This is a genomic window from Paenisporosarcina sp. HGH0030 (genome assembly GCF_000411295.1).
Lineage (GTDB): Bacteria > Bacillota > Bacilli > Bacillales_A > Planococcaceae > Paenisporosarcina.
The window spans coordinates 2,164,471-2,183,230 of sequence record NZ_KE150421.1; the positions used below are offsets into that span (position 1 = coordinate 2,164,471).

16 protein-coding genes and 1 pseudogene are annotated in these 18,760 nt (G+C 38.7%); 4 read left to right on the plus strand and 13 right to left on the minus strand.

Annotated features, from left to right (window positions below; genetic code table 11):
• Positions 1–67 precede the first annotated feature (67 nt).
• Both guaC and HMPREF1210_RS10380 read left to right on the plus strand, forming a co-directional pair.
• On the plus strand, positions 68–1,051 hold the full coding sequence (guaC, locus tag HMPREF1210_RS10375; protein WP_016428632.1) for a GMP reductase: 984 nt from the start codon (positions 68–70) through the stop codon (positions 1,049–1,051).
• Between the two features lie 192 nt (positions 1,052–1,243).
• The gene (locus HMPREF1210_RS10380; RefSeq protein WP_016428633.1) at positions 1,244–2,128 is read left to right on the plus strand and encodes a glycerophosphodiester phosphodiesterase family protein; all 885 of its coding nucleotides are present in this window, start codon (positions 1,244–1,246) and stop codon (positions 2,126–2,128) included.
• 116 nt (positions 2,129–2,244) lie between these two features.
• Here the strand turns inward: HMPREF1210_RS10380 and HMPREF1210_RS10385 are convergent, their stop codons facing one another.
• A complete protein-coding gene (locus HMPREF1210_RS10385; RefSeq protein ID WP_016428634.1) occupies positions 2,245–3,051 on the minus strand; it encodes an MBL fold metallo-hydrolase in 807 nt (268 codons plus the stop codon).
• Positions 3,052–3,250: 199 nt separating this feature from the next.
• Between HMPREF1210_RS10385 and HMPREF1210_RS10390 the strand changes: the two genes are divergently transcribed.
• On the plus strand, positions 3,251–4,111 hold the full coding sequence (locus HMPREF1210_RS10390; RefSeq protein ID WP_016428635.1) for a hypothetical protein: 861 nt from the start codon (positions 3,251–3,253) through the stop codon (positions 4,109–4,111).
• 380 nt (positions 4,112–4,491) lie between these two features.
• Here the strand turns inward: HMPREF1210_RS10390 and HMPREF1210_RS10395 are convergent, their stop codons facing one another.
• The 11 genes and pseudogenes from HMPREF1210_RS10395 to HMPREF1210_RS10445 form a co-directional block, all read right to left on the minus strand.
• On the minus strand, positions 4,492–5,484 hold the full coding sequence (locus HMPREF1210_RS10395) for an LCP family protein (protein WP_016428636.1): 993 nt from the start codon (positions 5,482–5,484) through the stop codon (positions 4,492–4,494).
• Between the two features lie 137 nt (positions 5,485–5,621).
• Positions 5,622–6,137: a hypothetical protein gene (locus tag HMPREF1210_RS10400; RefSeq protein ID WP_016428637.1), complete on the minus strand. Its 516-nt coding sequence runs from the start codon at positions 6,135–6,137 to the stop codon at positions 5,622–5,624.
• The gene (locus HMPREF1210_RS10405; RefSeq protein ID WP_016428638.1) at positions 6,122–7,687 is read right to left on the minus strand and encodes an AMP-binding protein; all 1,566 of its coding nucleotides are present in this window, start codon (positions 7,685–7,687) and stop codon (positions 6,122–6,124) included. Before HMPREF1210_RS10405 ends, HMPREF1210_RS10400 begins: the two co-directional genes overlap by 16 nt.
• Complete coding sequence (locus HMPREF1210_RS10410; protein ID WP_016428639.1) at positions 7,684–8,535, minus strand: SDR family NAD(P)-dependent oxidoreductase; 852 nt, start codon at positions 8,533–8,535, stop codon at positions 7,684–7,686. Before HMPREF1210_RS10410 ends, HMPREF1210_RS10405 begins: the two co-directional genes overlap by 4 nt.
• A gap of 255 nt (positions 8,536–8,790) precedes the next feature.
• Positions 8,791–10,254, minus strand: coding sequence for a sodium:solute symporter (locus HMPREF1210_RS10415; RefSeq protein ID WP_036659912.1), 1,464 nt, complete (start codon positions 10,252–10,254; stop codon positions 8,791–8,793).
• A pseudogene (locus tag HMPREF1210_RS10420) lies at positions 10,254–10,455 on the minus strand (DUF3311 domain-containing protein). The gene HMPREF1210_RS10415 and the pseudogene HMPREF1210_RS10420 overlap by 1 nt, the downstream one beginning before the upstream one ends.
• 432 nt (positions 10,456–10,887) lie before the next feature.
• Positions 10,888–11,700 (minus strand): YitT family protein, encoded by an 813-nt coding sequence (locus tag HMPREF1210_RS10425; protein WP_016428642.1) that lies wholly within the window; start codon positions 11,698–11,700, stop codon positions 10,888–10,890.
• 668 nt (positions 11,701–12,368) lie between these two features.
• On the minus strand, positions 12,369–13,841 hold the full coding sequence (locus HMPREF1210_RS10430) for an MDR family MFS transporter (RefSeq protein WP_016428643.1): 1,473 nt from the start codon (positions 13,839–13,841) through the stop codon (positions 12,369–12,371).
• Between the two features lie 59 nt (positions 13,842–13,900).
• Positions 13,901–14,512, minus strand: a complete 612-nt coding sequence (locus HMPREF1210_RS10435) for a TetR/AcrR family transcriptional regulator (protein ID WP_016428644.1) — start codon at positions 14,510–14,512, stop codon at positions 13,901–13,903.
• Positions 14,513–14,858: 346 nt separating this feature from the next.
• Positions 14,859–16,025, minus strand: coding sequence for a TraB/GumN family protein (locus HMPREF1210_RS10440; protein ID WP_016428645.1), 1,167 nt, complete (start codon positions 16,023–16,025; stop codon positions 14,859–14,861).
• 279 nt (positions 16,026–16,304) lie between these two features.
• A complete protein-coding gene (locus HMPREF1210_RS10445; protein ID WP_036659539.1) occupies positions 16,305–17,603 on the minus strand; it encodes a sorbosone dehydrogenase family protein in 1,299 nt (432 codons plus the stop codon).
• A gap of 165 nt (positions 17,604–17,768) precedes the next feature.
• Here HMPREF1210_RS10445 and HMPREF1210_RS10450 point away from each other — a divergent pair, with 165 nt between their 5' ends.
• Positions 17,769–18,335: a hypothetical protein gene (locus HMPREF1210_RS10450; protein ID WP_016428647.1), complete on the plus strand. Its 567-nt coding sequence runs from the start codon at positions 17,769–17,771 to the stop codon at positions 18,333–18,335.
• 295 nt (positions 18,336–18,630) lie between these two features.
• Here the strand turns inward: HMPREF1210_RS10450 and HMPREF1210_RS18500 are convergent, their stop codons facing one another.
• A complete protein-coding gene (locus HMPREF1210_RS18500; RefSeq protein ID WP_016428648.1) occupies positions 18,631–18,759 on the minus strand; it encodes a hypothetical protein in 129 nt (42 codons plus the stop codon).
• Position 18,760: the final 1 nt, after the last annotated feature.

Here is an 18,760-nt window from a genome sequence, read left to right on the forward strand (position 1 = left end):
AAGTTACCCTATGGACGAACAATTACAATTAACTTAGCTTTAATATTCGTGTTTAGGGGTGCTTATTATGGAAAATGTGTTTGATTATGAAGATATTCAATTGATTCCGGCAAAATGTATAGTTAATAGTCGGTCAGAATGTGATACAACAGTTGCTTTGGGCGAACATACTTTCAAGTTGCCTGTGGTGCCAGCAAATATGCAGACGATTATTGACGAAAAGATTGCGATTTACTTAGCTGAAAATGGTTACTTCTATGTAATGCATCGTTTTCAACCTGAGAAGCGAGTAGACTTTATCAAAGATATGCATTCCCGTGAATTAATCGCATCAATTAGTGTTGGAGTCAAAGAAGAAGAATATCATTTCATCCAACAATTGGCTGATGAGCAACTTATACCGGAATACATCACGATTGATATTGCTCACGGGCATTCTAACGCTGTGATTGAGATGATTCAGCATATCAAGAAGCACTTGCCTAAAAGTTTTGTTATTGCCGGAAATGTCGGAACTCCGGAAGCAGTTAGAGAATTAGAGAATGCAGGTGCGGATGCGACTAAAGTGGGCATTGGACCAGGGAAAGTCTGTATCACAAAGATTAAGACCGGATTTGGAACGGGTGGTTGGCAATTGGCTGCACTTCGTTGGTGTGCCAAAGCTGCAAGCAAGCCGATTATTGCTGATGGTGGTATTCGTACACATGGCGATATTGCGAAATCAGTCCGATTTGGTGCTTCCATGGTTATGATTGGTTCATTATTTGCCGGTCATGATGAATCTCCAGGAGAAACAGTTGAAAAAGATGGCAAGCTATTTAAAGAATATTTTGGTTCCGCTTCGGAATTCCAAAAAGGCGAAAAGAAGAATGTTGAAGGCAAGAAAATGTTTGTTGAGCATAAAGGTTCTTTGGAAGATACGTTGATGGAAATGGAACAAGATCTTCAATCCGCTATCTCCTATTCGGGTGGAAACAAGTTAGAAGCCATCCGCAACGTGGATTATGTAATCGTCAAGAATTCTATTTTTAACGGTGACAAAGTGTATTAAGATTACGCTGAATTTCTTATGAATTTCCAGTAAAATGATTGGCATATTCATATAAAACGGGCGGCTGAAGATTGTACTTCAGCCGCCCGTTTTCTCTAAAAATTCAAGTAAATAAGACCGTTATCGAATGTTTTCCTACTTACCGCCATATCCTTTAGGACTCTTTTATTTTTTGTGCGGAGGTTGGAATCCATGAAAAAAATGTTGCTCCTTATTGTCATGCTTTTCACATATGGATGCACGCAACCACCTAGTGAACCTCCAACTGAGCGTACGACTCTTCCCAAGAATGATTTTCTGATCATTGCCCATCGCGGTGCATCTGCCTATGCTGCAGAGCACACACTTTCTTCATACGAGATGGCCATCCAGATGGGTGCTGACTACATTGAAATTGATCTTCAAATGACGAAAGACGGAAAATTAGTAGCGATGCATGATACTGTCGTCACTTTTCACAACGCTCAACAAGCGGTAACGGATGTCACGTTTGATGAAATCCAGCTTCATTCTCCTGAAAAAGCGTTCGATAAAAACCATCTTGAGTACACCCTACCGCATTATGATGATTTGCGAATTGTTGATTTGGAGGAGATTCTCCTTCATTTCGGTGATACCGTCAATTATTACATTGAAATAAAATCACCCAAAACGTATCCAGGGATCGAAGAGGAGCTGTTGAAACAATTACGTGAACATAACCTCCTAAATAGGGGTGACATCATTCCAAAAGTAATCATTCAGTCCTTTGACGCAAAAAGCTTAAAAAACATATTCGCTATGGAGCCTTCCATTCCCTTGATCAAACTTTATACATTCGAGGAAGAAGCGCATATTCCCAAGAAACAACTGAAAGAACTCTCACAGTATGCTTCGGGAGTTGGTGTAAATTCAGTTGCCGTGACTAAGAAGTTCATCGATTTGATGCACAGCAAAAACTTGATTGTTCATCCTTACACGGTCAATGATGCAGAAACGATGCGTTTCCTAATTGATCTAGGGGTAAACGGATTTTTCACTGACAGACCCGATGTGGCAAATTGGGTTAGAAGTGAGACGAACAAGATTGGAGAATAAATAGAACAATACCGCCAAGCTGATGCTTAATGGTTAAAGCTTATTTTTCACTCATTACGTATATACCTTCTTAAACTAAAATACTGCGTTTGTTAAGAATGAATTCTCTAATTAGCCTATCCTTCTTTAATAACCGAAGTCACCATGTGTAACGAATCCCATTCCCCCATTGAGAAGCGTACAATGGGATATTTTTTGGGGAAGAGGATTTTATTGATTTGTTTAGGTGCCAGGCCTTTGTTGTGGAGCACAATGATTTTGCTTTGAAGCTCCAGTAGGTATTCGAGTTTGCGATTAAGATTGGCTCTGCCGTTCTTTAAGTACCCTGCATGATTGCAATATACTTCATTGAAATCGTAAGTAAGTGCACGTTGCAGGGAATTGATTAGGGTCGGAATGCTTTCGTCTCGAAGAACTACTTTTGTCCGTTCCTGACAATATAGGTCTCCGGTGAATAGTTGGCCCGTTTCTTTATTCAGAAAGGACATATGATCCTGCGCATGACCAGGGGTGTGAATAGTCTCCCATGTTGCCCCTCTGCTTGAGAAAGTGCTCTTTATCGGCTCGGCATCGAATGGTCCTCGTTTCCCCCAGAACAACTTCCTATATAAAGGATAGTTCGCTTTTGACTGACAGTCTTCTATATATCGTTCATGCATATAAATTGGTTTTCCTAACTGTTGTAGATAAGCCGCCCCACCTGTGTGATCTTCATGATGGTGGGTAATCATGACTTGATTGATTTCGTGTTGGTCAAAAAATAGTTGAAATTCTTTTTCGAGTGACTTTGCACCAGTATCTATTAATACGCCGTCCGACACAAAACAGTACACATTTAGGTTTACGCCTTGAAATGCCACATTGCCATTGACCATTTGAACACCACTTACTTCGGACAGCTCCACCTTTTTCTTGAAAATCATTCATCCCACTCCTCTTGAAAAACCTCTATGTTTAGATGACTTTAACATAAAATGAATGACTATTCACTTCAATTTCTCCTGTTATGATGAATGAATTACTCTTCACGTCCCATAAATGTTATAGAGGTGACAGATTTTTCACCTTATTTCAGTTACACTGTATTAAGTACCTAGAATTTGTAATTATTGGAGGAATTAGATGTATAAGAAGAATATATTAAACCCCTTATTTTTATTGTTAATTCTTTTTTTCGTTGCTGCTTGTTCCGAGGTAAACGATACATCTTCGCAACAAAGTAGCGAAGATGATGTTCAAGAAGTTGTTCCTGAGGATTCAGATTCACAATCTGAGAAGGATGATGGCGAGACAGCTCCTGTTGTGAACGAAGAGCCAGAAGTGTTAAGTGATGCTGAAATAAGAGTGGTCATGGATAAGTTTCAAAAGATAGAAGACATTGTTAAAGAGACGAATAGCAAGATGACATTTTCTGATGAAGAAAGTACCCAATCAGAAGTGATGGCAGCTAAACTTCAAGAAAACTTACCGGAAAGTATAAAGGAATTGGTATCAAGCGAAATGCTTAACAAGGAATTGCCGGAAGAGCTTCAGTATTGGTATTATTCAAGTGGAGAAGATGGGTTCTTCCCTGAAGTTTCTTTGGATGCACGGATGGAAGTTATTGAAAATACTCCACAATTCATTAAGGTGAAAACCTTTCAATTGAATGACTTTTTTCAATGGCATGGAAATGTCTATATAACAGCAGTGAACGAAAATGGGCAGTGGTTAATTGATGGCGGTTACGAATGGGTAGATGTAGACAAAGAACCTCTAGACTTGTCAAAAGAGGAATTACTTATCCATGAAGAAACGATTAATGATTCCGAAATCGAGTTTATCGCAGAAGAAACCATAACGAGCACCCTGGCTGATGGCACTTCAAAAACGGCAAATGCGATTATTGTTAAGATTGTTAAAGATAACATGCTAAAGGGACGGTTTACGGATACAGGGGAAGTCGTGAATGAGCTACCTGAAAAATTCAAGTCGGCCGAATGAGATTAGTACAGAAATATCTGTAAGAAATAAAAGAATGATGAGGTTTTTCAACTAACTTACTGCGTAAGTTAAAGTGAAAACATTCACACCCATCCTTCATATTCTTTAAGAATTAATAAACCTTTGACTTTAATAAACCCATTAAAAAGGAGCGGCTGAAGATAGATTCAGCCACTCCTTTTTTCACTTGCTATTAAGTTTTCAGGTAAATAATTGATCCATAAACGGTTTTTTTACGGACAGACCCAATGTGGCAAATTGGGTTAGAAGTGAGACTAACCGACTGGATAGTGAATAGAATTCATTTTTCCCAACAAGAGTTCAGCTTGGGATAGGCAGAAGATGTAGACTGGTTTAACATTTGGATTTCGGTAGAAATACTATTCGTCACCGACTTCAGAACTTAATTCAAGATGGTTTTTAAGTAAGTTTTTCGTGTCTGTCAACGATTCATCATCTAATAGCCAATACCACGTTCCAGTTGAGTTATCGTCATGGCCATCAAGGGATAGGGTTTCTACTTGTGGCATACCTTCTTTTATGTAAGTTAGAAAAGATTTCATCTCGTCAAATGTCATATCCGTTTTCATATTGTCACCAACGGCTGAAATCACATCATCGTACTTCGTGAAGGAAGAGGCAGAAGAAGCTTTTTTTACAATGGATGATAGGATTTCCTGTTGACGTTTACCACGTTCGATGTCATTATCCAATTTCCTTGTACGGGCTAAAGCAAGCGCTTGTCGACCATTGAGTTTTTGATAACCCTTTGTTAATTGAACGGTGTAATTATCTTTTTCATCTTTTTCTAATCGATCATATGGAACATTTGCGTAAATACCATCCAAAGCGTCTACTACATCAATGAAAGCATTGAAATTCATTCGTACGTAATAGTCCACTGGTACTTCCAATAAATTCTCAACCGTCTCTATTGTCGCTTTTGTTCCACCTTTAAAAAGGGCGTGATTGATTTTATCTTTGTACCCTATTTCAGGTATATACACGTAAGAATCTCTTGGAATACTGACTAATTTCACGTCTTTTTGTTTATTGTTGAGAGTTGCAAGCATTAGAGCATCGGATCGACTATTATTCGTTCCTTGATTACGTACGTCACTATCATCTACTCCAATAAATAATATGGATACATTGTCATTAATCGGTTCAACTGGTTTCTCTCGAAGAATAGAACCTTCACGGTTATCAATCGCTTCATATGATTTTTCCGCGGCTACCTCAGCTTTTTTCACTAAATAGAACCCGTAAGCTGTACCAGTAATCAGAAGACCCGTTACCAAGAGTGCCGAGATTTTTAAAAACAATTTCTTTTTGGATTTCTTTTTTTGGTTTTTATATTCTTTTCGAATCATGCGAAATCTCCTTCTTATTAAACCGAATTAGCCTCCTTTATAGAATGGCTATTCTTCTCCTCGTAAGGATCTGGAATCATTAAATCTGATATCTATCATTATTTCCAGGGCAATAAAAACGTCAATAATTAATTTTTCTAATCCGAAAAAAATGTCGGCAATCCTACTTCCCGTAATAAGTCATTGAATGAAGACCGTCTCACATTCTTTTCACCTGAAAATAATAAGGTTCTCATTTGACTGAAAATTTTCTGGTCCATTTCCGGGAAAACGTGTTCAAATGCTCTTTTTTTATCCAATTCGGACAAATAATAAACAATGTAGCTATACATAATCGGGAAGTCATGTTCTATCTGTGAAACATGTTCTAAAAATGCCGATAAATAGTCATCAAAGGAGTAAAATGATGTTGGCGGTGAGTAAATGGCATGTGGACTTGTATAAAAAACATCTGCCGGGCCATGATACCAATTGCCAACCATTGAAGTGAAAGCCAACAAAGACAATGATCGAAGCTCTGGATCCGGGTCGTCAAAGTATTTGTAGTAATAGTCATTGGTTTCCTCACCCCAATTTTTTGACGTATCAAAATACCCAATCTCGATTCCCGCTAATAGTTTTGCCAATTTCTGTTTGGTCAGATTTTTATCCATTCTTTCCGCACCTCCGTCTTCAGTTGTTTCTTATCCAGTTTCCCCAAAGGCGTGTAAGGCATATGATCAACGAAGACGATTTCCTTTGGCACTTGAAACCTCGCCACTCGAGGGCGTATCCATTCTAAAAGTGCAGCTTGGGTCAAGTCTTCATTTTTCCTTGTCAATACGAATGCTTTCAATCTCTGACCAAAATCTTCATCTTCTATCCCTACCACGGCCACTTCCTCTATCTGCGGGTGTTTGATCAATACGTGCTCGACTTCAATCGGGTACACATTCACTCCAGCAGAAACCACCAGTTCATCAGTTCTTCCACATAAAAAGTAATATCCATTCTTATCTTGAAAACCCAAATCACCAGCTTCTATCCAGGTACTCGTTCTGTTTCTCATGGACCATTTATTATTGATGCAAAATTGACCGACTGTGCCAACTGCAACCTTCTGCTTATCATGATCCATAATATTCAACCGTACACCTTTAATTTTTTTTCCGATGGTAGCAGCCGAATATTTCAAGTCCTGTGGGGTTGCGATTATATTCAGCCCCGCTTCTGAAGTGCCGTACAGATTGTACAAGACATCGCCAAGTTTACTGAAGACTTCATCCACCAGTTTCGGATTGAGCTTGGCCCCTCCTGAAGCAATACAAACAAGGGATCGCAAATCTTCCACATTGTGGTTTAACATCTTTTGTATCATCAACGGGACGACTGTAACCACTTCAATACGGTGTTTACTTATCAGATGACATGCTTTTTTGGCATCAAATCCTTTACTGATGACCACTTTTTTACCTAATGCAAGGTAGGAAAACAATATCGCAATTCCATAGCCATGGTATATTGGCGTGGCAATATAGGCTGTTTTGGTATTCAACAGCTTCAGCCTGGTTAGTACAGCCAGGAAAGGATTCAAGAAATGGAAGAGGGAAGGTTTATAGGCAACTTCCTTCGACTTTCCTGTGGTACCACCTGTAAGCAACATTATTTTGCTTGTTGAAGATCTCGGGAGTTTGAAGTTCCCCTCAACCTCCGTTTGAAGCAAGGTATTTACTGCGGGCAAATAATCATGCTTACTCAGAAGTCTCTCTTTCCGATAAAGTGATTTTTCAATCAAAGAACTCGATTCAACGTCGTAAACAAGAAAGTCAAAATCTTGGTCTTTAACTAATTGATCGAACTGAATCTGGCTCATGTCAGAATTGAGCAGATAGATATCCGGTCCAAGCTGGGCAGCAGCAAAAATCGATTTAACCAACGATCCATGGTTTTTACACAAAAACGCAACCTTCTGCCCTCTCTGAAGTTTGTATCTTTCCTTAAAAATGAAAGATAGCTTTTCTGATTGGGACAATAATTGTCTGTAAGTAATGGTTTCTTCATCCTCCACTAAGGCAAGCTTATCGCCATTTGTCTTTTCAGCCATGCGTAGCAAAAGCATGATATTTATTCCGTATTTACAGATGAAAACAATTAATCCGCACAATCCCAATAGGGAAAGGAATTTCATTTTATATAGAACGTTTATCAGGTTGACGATCGTCAATTTCCTTCTCCCCGTTTTCTTAAAATCTTGGGCATGGATAATTCCCAGAGGCCTCTAAAAAGAGTGGAGCCCAACTGCCCGAAAATCAACCACCAAGGCGTATATGTTTTTCTTTTTGTATACATCGACCTGCAAATGATTTTAGCCACATGGTTCGGGCACATTGCAGGCATTTTTTCGTAAGACACAGTCGGCACAATCATGGGGGTTTTCACCAACGGCAAATAGATGGATGTTGTCGAGATTCCCATGGCATTCAACTCGGCAGCAGCCGAGCGGAACCAAATATCAAAAGCTGACTTGGATGCCTGATAGGCCGCCCAATGGGGAATGGGCAGTAGCAAGGCATTAACTGTCGATACATTGATTACCTGTCCTTTATTCTTTTCCAGTAAAGGAATGACTGACAGCAGTATTTGAACCGGCGCAAAATAATTGATGGCCATCGTTCGTGTGAAATCGTGATAGCGATCCAATGAATGGGATATGGAGCGATTGATGGAAAGACCCGCATTGCTGACGACCACATCCACTCCACCCGGTAATTGATGTAGAAAAGTCAGTAACTCCTTCATCTCTTGCTCATTTCTCAAATCTGCCCGAAAAACACTTACACGGGACCCATTCTTTTCGATGTTCTTTTTTATAGTCAAAAGTTTTTCTTCTCTTCTGGCGACCAAGATTAAATGTGCATCTATTTCACCCAATAGGTAAGCTACTTGCTCCCCAATCCCCGAACTGGCTCCTGTAAGTAGAATCGTTTTTCCTTTCATCTCATTTCCAAGTTTCATCTTGTTCAAAGATGTAGAAGCAAATAAAAGTCGCTCCGTAAGGTTATATGTATGCATAGGAACTTTCCTTTTCTTTTAAATTCTTTCAATAGTTATATCGATAATTCCATCATACCAAATATATCCATCTACCTGTTGTGGAATTCGAATTTTCTAAAAACATACGATGTGACATGTCACCTTGTTCGTTCTTCAGGGTTTTGATTCTAATTTGAACACAGTGCTGTACATACAAAAAAAGCGGCTGAAGCAATCAGCCGCTTTAATGAACGTATTTTACGCGAAGTCTCTTTTATTCATTACTGAATCTGGTTATTTCGTAAAAAGTTGATCCATGATTGGATTAGTTTTGTCTTTTGCCTTTTTAACGAATAAAGGATTAAGAACGATCAATGCGATGACGTTAGCCGACAGTCCCCAGAACCCTTCATAAATCCCGAATGTCTTTCCTGTAGAATACACAGCAAAAGTTACACCAAGCCCTACAAGTAAACCGATGATTGTTGCTTCTCTTGTCTGGTTTCTCCAGAATAAACTAAAGACGATGGCTGGGAAGATTTGAACCATCCCAGATACCCCTAGAAGTTGAAGTGACACAAGTGCTGTCGGGAAAAGCATACCGAAAATTAATGCTAGTCCTATAACCACAAATACCATCGAACGAGTAATCATCGTCAATTTTTCCGGTTTGACATTTGGATTAATAAAATCACGGTAAATATTATTCGCAAATAAATTCGAAGCTCCGATTGCCATGATTGAACATGGAATCAATGACGCTAGTGCGATTGTTGAATAAGCAAGTCCTTGTACTACCCCACCGTAAGACACTTGAATTAAATTCAACAATGCAAAACGTGGATCGCTTCCTTCTGGCAATACAAGGTAAGCTGCAAAGCCAAGGAAAACAACAAGAATTAAGACGATATTATAAAATGGTAAATAGATGGCATTTTTACGAAGTACATCTGCATTTTTCGCTGTGAATACACCTGTTACCGCGTGCGCCCACATGAATAGTGCCAAGCCTGAAACCAATGAAGCAGTCAAGAACCACGGAATCCCCTTTGGTCCTGTTGTCGGTATGGTTAACAACTCTGGGGAGTCTGTGACGATTTTGTCAATCATCGAGCCCCAACTTCCAAAGTGAATGATTGGAATTGACACAACCAGGAATAACATAATGACCCATACTAAAATGTCTTTAATGACCGCGGTATAAGCTGGTCCTTTTATTCCGCTGAAGAATGTATACAGTGCCACTAACAGGAATGAAATAATAACAACAACTTTTATATTAATATAACCTGTACCCGCAACTGTTAAAGTATCTTGAATACCAGCTAATTGTAAATCAATGTACGGAATCAGCATTAATACACCGACAATTGCGATTAGCAACGATAAGAATTTACTATCAAATCGTCCTTTTGCATAATCTGCAAGTGTCGTTAATTTATGCTTCTTAGAAACTTCCCATAACTTTGGAAGATAGAAATAAGAAACGAAGAACGCAATTATCGTATATGGAATCGCGAAGAACGCAATACTACCAGCTGCGAATGCAGTACTCGTCAATCCTAAGAATGTGTACGCTGTATATAAGTCTGCTCCGACTAAGAGCCATACGAGCAATGGACCGAAACGTCTTCCACCAACAGACCACTCTTCTACCGAACTCCGGCTTGATTTATTTCGTCCAGCGATAAATCCAATTAAAACCACCGATAAAACTATGAAACTAGTAATTAATAACGCTGTTAAATTCCCCTGCATCATTCAATACTCCCTTCTGACTTCTGTATGATAAATGACATACGTACATAATGGAGTAAGAATCATCCCTAAAAATAACCAAAAATGAAGAAATGGCAATCCAAAAATAATCGGTTCAATTCGATTAACAAATGGAATTGCGCCAAGCATAAGGACAAACGGTAAAATAGTTAGAATTACAATAATCAATTTTTTGCTCATCTGTATCCTCCTAGGTGTAAATTTAGATAATATATTGGAATAGTTATAATTATCAATCATTAATATTATCAGATAGAAATTTTAATACAAGGGAATCTCGTGAAAACGGTTACAAAGTTCCAATTAAACTAGATGAAATAACGTTTCAAGATTTTTCCCACTAACTACCCCTGCACCATTACCTATAAAAAAAAGACAAACAAAGTGAAATCACTTTGCTCGTCTCAGTTGTAATTACTATTTGAGGAAATCTTTTTCTTCTTCCAAGGTTTAAATACGGATATATAAGAATTGTTACGCATGAGGTATTATTTATATTTATGTAACCACATGTTTACATAATGCATATACGTCTTCTTTCATTAAACAAAAAAAGGACTGTCAGATTAACAGTCCTTCTGGATCTCATTCTTTCACTAATGTTAGTCCCCACTAATTCTTTGCAAAATTACCATCAACCTCAACAGTCTCAAATATATTAATAAAGGCATGTTCATCATATTTCCGGACAATTTTTTTGATTTGCAATGTTTCATAACGTGTAACAACCATCATTAATATTTGTTTCTTTTCTTGTGTGTAGCCTCCGTAACCTTCAGTAATCGTCATACCTCGATAAATGGACTCCAGTAGATCATTGCGTATTAAGTCGCCTTTTGAAGTGACTATCTGCATCGTCAATTTGACATGATTGGTAAAGATCGTATCAATCATTTTACCGGTCAAAAATATGGATAAAAGAGTGTATAATGCGATATCCCAGCCGAAAACAAATCCAGAAATCAGAACAATTACACCGTTCATAGCTGTGAGAAGTAGTCCAATACTGACATTACTGATTCGGGAAACCATAATCGCTATAATATCCAAACCGCCTGAAGTTCCAGAGTATTTCAAAATAAGACCGATACCCAGGCCACCCAAGCCTCCACCAAAAACAGCGGAAAGCAAGATATTGTCGGTAACTTGAACTACCGGCAATATATATAAGAAGACTGACAGTGAAATGACACAAACCATAGTATTGATCGTAATGGTTTTTCCGAGTTTGAAATAACCCAACACAACTAAAGGTAAATTAAATAGTAGATTCAATAAGCCAGTATTAAATGGTGTGATCAACCCAACCAATATAGCTATTCCACTAATTCCGCTGCTTAATATACCATAAGGAACCAAAAAGAAATTAAAAGCGAATGCCACAATTAGTGAGCCTGTGATGACAATGGTATTTTTTAAAAACATAAACATTCCTCCAACTTCTTTGAATAAGGCTCTGTTAAACGAAACGGTCGTTTATCGTACAGTTGCGCATAGGCCAACAAATATGAAAACCACATAATGGGCTTCACGCTCTTACAGCATTTATTTTGCAAATGTACTCTATAAAAAAGCAACAGCTTGCAAGACCGTCAGTAATGCGCGAGCCAATTTATACTATTACTAAACCTGCGATTTTTCCAACTAACCATCAATTATTTCCAACTAAACTTGCATTTTCTCCAACTAAACTTAATTTTCTCAAACTAATCGTCACTTTTATCAAACTTGAGCCTAAAACTTGCTCAACATTCTTGATATTGACCTATTTTACATGAAAAAGCGTCAAACTTTAAAAAAACTGCCAATTCCCCATAGAACATTAGGCAGTTCTATCTTTTTATGGTAACAATTAATCCCTAAACTGAGTGAAAAGGCTTGCAAGTTCGATCGCGGAAAGAGCAAATTCACTATAATCAACAGTCAGAGCCGTGCATTAAAAAACTCGCCCCTACTGGAGGGACAAGTTTGTGCTCGCAAACTATCGGTTTCCCACACGTCCGTCTCTGTAAAATTGTTCTCTGCTGGCTAGAATTTTATTCATTCTAATCATTTAAAAAGGCTGAACCACAATGGGCTCAGCCTTTTTCTTATTATTCCTCAACGGGTTTTTGTTTATAAACTTGTTCCTTCTCTTCCTCAGTAACCTGTCTGTTCGGCTTTTTGATAAAGAATGTCAACGCTAACCCTACAACTGCAATAAATGTAGAGACGTAGAATGTATAAGTGATTCCTTCCATCATGGAGTTCTTCATGATGTTCATAGGGTCACTTCCGCTTTTCGCCAAGTTTTCCGCTGTCGAAGTCGTGCGAGTATTCATGACGGTGATTAGTAACGCAGAACCGATGGCACCTGATACTTGTTGAAAAGTGTTGTTCATCGCTGTACCGTGTGGGTAAGCTTTCATTGGCAACGTATTCAAACCGTTCGTCATTACCGGCATCATTACCATTGAAATCCCGAACATGCGGATTGTATATAGGAACATTATTTCAAGGTACGTTGTATCCAAACTTAATTTACTAAAGTAATACGTTGAAATAACAACAATCGACATCCCTGTAATTGCAAGCACTTTGGCACCGTATTTATCGAACAATTTACCGGTAACTGGTGACATGAAGCCCATCACCAAAGCACCTGGAAGCATGAGCAAGCCAGAATCGAAAGGTGAAATCCCTTTGATTGTCTGAACATAAATCGGCATAAGAATCATGGCCGAGAACATGGAAATGGATAGAACGATTGAAATCGCTGACGATAATGCAAACATTGGATGTTTGTAGATCCTAAATTCGAGCAATGGTTCACTCAATTTAAGTTGGCGGAGAATAAATGTAACAAGTGATACTACACCGACGGTAATGGTTCCTAAAACTATCGGGTCGTCCCAACCATTTTGACCAGCAGAACTAAATCCGTAGAGGATTCCGCCAAAGCCAAGACTTGAAAAGACTAAAGACATTTTATCCAAACTTAATTCTCGGTTTTGGAACGTTAAATTCTTTAATTTGAAAATTCCTAAAGCTAACGGGATTAAAGCAACAGGCAGGACAATGAAAAACAATACTCGCCATGAATAGTGTTCAACAATATAACCGGAAAGTGTTGGACCGATTGCCGGTGCAACGATCATTACTAGACCGAAAACACCCATCGCCGCTCCTCGTCGTTCAACAGGAAACGCAGCAAGCATCACGTTCATCAGTAATGGCATCATCAGTGCGGCACCAGCAGCTTGAATCATTCGGGCTGCAAGAAGCACACCAAAAGTAGGGGCTAAGCCCGCAAATAATGTCCCTAACGCAAATATGGACATGGCCAGGATGAAAATGGATCTATTGGAATAACGTTGTATAAAATAGGCACTCGCGGGAATTAAAATCCCATTGACCAACATATAGCCTGTTACGAGCCATTGTACTGTAGATGCATCCTTAATATTTAAATCCGTCATAATGGAAGGCAATGCGATATTCAATAACGTCTGGGTGAAGATCGCCACAAATGCCCCCATAAATAATATGGCGATATTGCCATATGGTGGTTTTTTCTGTTCTGTCATCCATTTTTTCCTCCGTATAGTTTAGTCGTCTATTACTCGCTTCATGAAATTTCGTGGGTTTACTTACATAATCCTTTTTTCATTAAATTCACTTCAGCTGTATAGTTTTGCATAGATTGTTCTATGGACAAGTCTTTTGCGAATACTTGAATCAGATTTTGGAATGTTACTGCCTTCATGATTTTGAAAATATGAATCAATTCCATTTCATCTGAGATATTCAATTTATCTGTATCAACCAAGCCCATAACCTCTTTTAAACGAGTATTCATTTGCTCTTCATTTACTTCAGGTGTTAACGTATTTTCTGCTTTATAATTCATGTTCAAGAATGCATTTCTGAAAAATTGACGAAATTCCAAGCTTTGCAAGCTGATCAACATCCTCCGGAAGGATTCGATAAATGACTCTATTAGATCGCCATTTTGATCTTTCAATACTGAAATGAATCTGCTATTCAGTCTCTGAGAGTTTTCATCTAACAAGAAATAGTAGAGATCCTCTTTATCTTCAAAATATTGATAAAAGCTACCCCTTGGGATACCAGCATCTTTTACGATATTAGAAATGGAAGCTCCAGATAACGGGACTCTTGAAAATTCCTTCATAGCTGCTTTTATTAATGTTTCTTTTTTATCATTGGGTAAATTGATGAAGGTTTGTTTAGGCAACCTTATAACCTCCTATCTGAATTTAAAGTGACACGATGTCACAACCGAACTTGATTCATTATATATGACACGATGTCACAATTCAACTAAAACATGACACCTTGTCACATCACGAACTATTTGGACAATTGAAAAAGTCTATCAGTCTGTCTTATTGATTTTTTATTTAAAAGAGAGAATCGGCATCTTTGCGACGAGTAACCGCAGGAGCAGGTCTAGATCTTTGCGACGAGTAACCGCAGGAGCAGATTTTCTTGTCGCAGATTCTCTTACTATGAACACATTGTTTTAACAAAATAAAAAGAGAAAAGTCATTTTTGACTTTCCTCTTTTTATATATGCCGTATTACAAGTTATTGAAGAACACTCTAATCACATCTGCCCCGCCGATAAAGGTTCCCAATGAACCTCCTAAGTTGGTCAGGACAACCACCAACAACACGCGGGTGACCTTGTTATCCCAAAATCCTTTTATGGAAAACACATCCTCCGAAAGTGTTTCGAAGTCTCCGATATTCGGTCGGCGAATATACGCTTGTACAATTCCAGAAACCCAACCAGCAGCAATCAACGGATGCAAGGCAGTAAATGGAGCAGCAACAAAGGCTGACAGTACGGCTAGCGGATGCCCAAAAGCAACGGCAGCTCCTACAGCAGCAAGAGATCCAGTCCACAGAAACCAGCTTATCGCTTGATCAAAACCTGCAGAAGGATTAGCGATAAAAGTATAGGCAATGATTGCTATAATCAGCAGAGGAACCGCCCAACCAATAATTTTAGGTACGATTGATTTAGGTGGCGTTTGTGACAAAGCCATTAAATCATGCTCTTTATGAATTTCTTTTGTAATGCCCTGTACATGTGCCGCACCCAATACCGCAACAATTTTATTTCCTGGAGCATCCTTAATTTTTTGGGCTAAATATTGATCCCTCTCATCAATTAAAGGCGTCTTTAACTTCGGAAAAGCTTCCGTGAATTCAGCAAGAGCAGCGTTTAGCGTATCTTGTGATTTCATTTTTTCAAGTTCATCTTCCGAGATGGTCTCTTTACTGAAAATACTAAAGAATATTGCATTGAGAAGTTGTGCCTTCCCTGACAGGCCGAGATTGCCCCAAATTCTGCTAAAGGTGATTTGTATATTGCGATCAGCCAAGACCAGATTTGCACCTATCTCTTTTGCTGATTCAATACCCTGAATCATTTCCTGTCCAGGCTTGATATCAAACTGTTTTGCTAAACGATTTTGAAAAGAAGAAATCGCCAAATTCATCAATAGAAACGTGGCTTTCTTGTCTTTAATCACTTTGAAAATATCAGTCTCTTTATACTTGTTGCTGTCCATAACTGACTGGTATCTTTGTTCATCCAACTCGATACATACTGAATCGGGTCTTTCTCTTTCGATAACCTCTTTTACTTGTTCAGCACTCTGTCTCGATACATGGGCAGTTCCGATTAAAATTAGTTCTTTGCCATCTAGGCTGATTCGCGTAATATTTTCTTCCGGCATAAGCTACTTCCTTCATAGAATGTATTTCTCTACGCAATTCCTGTATCTATTAATTACGAAAAGACTGTCTACTGTTAATAATGAATTAGATTATAAGAAATTTCAAATTTGTTTTGTTTATTATAGTAGAAAGATTTTTACATATGTCTGGAGTGCTTTAAAAGCATCATAATCCCTCAGCAAACATCGATTTTTTTGGGGAGATTGCTTTAGAAAATAGTATTTTGCAACCGGCAGTGCACTTCTTAATAAATGATGGCAAGCTAGCGACATCTCGAGTCAAGATGTCTTTGTTATTTTCCAAATAACGCCTGTTCCAGGTACTGCTGACTCTTCTGTAAATAAGCCAAAGTCAGAGACATACAGTGCGCCATCAGGACCGAAAACGGCATCAATGGGCCGTTCTAATCCGCCTCCATTTGTATCGGATGCAGCCAGACCTGTTCGATTTATTGCAAAAATATGAATCTGCCCTGTTTGCATGTCGATACGGGAAACGCGATGGCCCACATAGGGAAGCGGTATCCCTCCTGTTGTCTCTGGGTCTTCAGCTCCAAACTCCGCGATAAAAACATCCCCTACTGGTCCAAATTCAGGATTCTCATTAAAACTGAACCCCATTGTTGCGGAGTGAGAAGGGAATGAAGCCACAGGCATTGGTGGTTGCATAGGATGTTCTGCTAATAAGAAAGCAGGTTGAGGTTTTCCTTCCGGTTTAAATTGTGGCATTGTAACCGGCAATCCTCCGGTAAAATCCGGAAATCCATACCAGAATCCAGGACGAATCCACTGAAATTCATCCGGGGAGTTGGCCACTGGACGACTTCCGCGAACATCCATCCCATGATTGGACGCAAACAATCGATTGAATCGATCGAATCGCAATCTGAAAGGATTTCTTAGACCCCATGCCACCAACTCAAGCTCAGAGCCATCTGGATTGGCACGTAATATACTTCCGCTAGCACGAATGATTCCATCCACTGTGTTCCCGGGATAGGTTTCAACCCCAAAAGGAACAAATGCGCCAGTTGTCACAACACGGTCTGGAAATGCCTCTAAAAATCCTGATGTTTGAAAGTTAGAGCCATTTAAAGTCACCCTTGAACCGGGGTAATCATGAAAGAATGGATGTTCTTTTACCCAGGAGTTGTCCTTTCCTACAACCCCACTATTGGTCGCAGTTCCTTGCCCAAAATACATTTTTCCATCAGGGCCAAATACCACTCGATTATTATGATGATCACCAATACTGGGGAGCCCTTCAATAATATCCACCTTCGTCCCATCAGGCTGAATAATCGTTACGTAACCTCGATGCGCAACATAAATGTTGCCTTGGTATTCAGTAATCCCAGTTAGAGGAGGATTAAATCCATCACCTATAACAATAAAACCTTGTTGCGTTAGTTTTAACACCTTTCCGTTCCCATCCGTGATACCGGAATCGGCAACCAGCAATTCCCCTTTGCTTGTAAAGGTTATATTTATGGGAGTTGTTAAACCATCCGCGAATACTTCAATGTCATAACCGGGTGGCAACAGGATGTCACTCGGATCTAGTTTTCGTTCAGGCATTGACACCTTTCCCCTCTCTTCATTTTCTCTATCAATTTATTCAACCATTGGGCATTCTGGCACTCATTTCATTCTTTTTTATAGTATATAAAAAGACTTTGTGAAATAAGGAAATTAACAGAGGGATGGAATTCGGTGAAATTTAGAACTATAAGGAGAGAGACAGTGTATTTTAATAAGCCTATCCCGTCGCATCCAAAGGACATTCACCAGGTTTTCGAGAGTTGGTCACTTACAAAAAAATTAATGTTTTCAGCATTGATGGCAGCACTTGCAGCCATTTTGCAATCTGCAGGGGGGCTGTTTCCAGGTATCGGCTATGCTTTCAGCCCTCTTGCTACAGCACCGATTTTTTTAGGTGCACTGATCTCATTCCGTTCAAGCATGTTGATTTACTTTTCAACAATTTGTTTATTATTAATAATTCAACCAAGCGAATTAGTGATTTTCCCCTTTACTACGGGGTTACTCGGAATTGGCCTCGGATGGACGTGCCTCGCTTTAAATCGGCGTCTAGGAATAATATTCTTGAATGGTTTACTATTGTTTATTGGCATTTGCATTCCATTGTACGGGTTCGGCTTCCCTGTTTTCGGTCCCACTCTTTCTTCTTCATTTAATATGACGACTTTAATAATTATTTTTGGATTTTCACTTTTCTACAGCTGGTTATGGTTAGCTATTGGTTTATTTTTGCTTCGAAAAATTAGGATGATTATAGCTTTGGAATAAGAGGCGTTCTTTTCTTAGCTAGCTTTAACAAAACATATAAAAGAGAGAAAAGGCCTTTCATAAGTTCAATGAACTCACGAAAGGCTTCTTAATTTACAATCGGTTATATCAGTGACATTTCCATCTACATAAAATAAATCATCTCCTGCATAGCTAAAAGCTGTGCTAGGGATGGGCTTATTCTATTCGCCGAATTGTCACTAATAAACGATGTATCTTATTTCATTCAATATTTTGTTCTTTATAAAAAAATAAAGGCTGAAACTCAATATAGAGTTTCAACCTTTATTAAATATCATTTTAATTCAATTACCGGCCTAGGAATTTCTTCTTCTGCAGCAGTTGAGATTCCAGCAGAATTACCTTTATTGATTCCAATAAATATTAAACTTATAATTGCAAAAATCATTAATTTCTTTTTCATC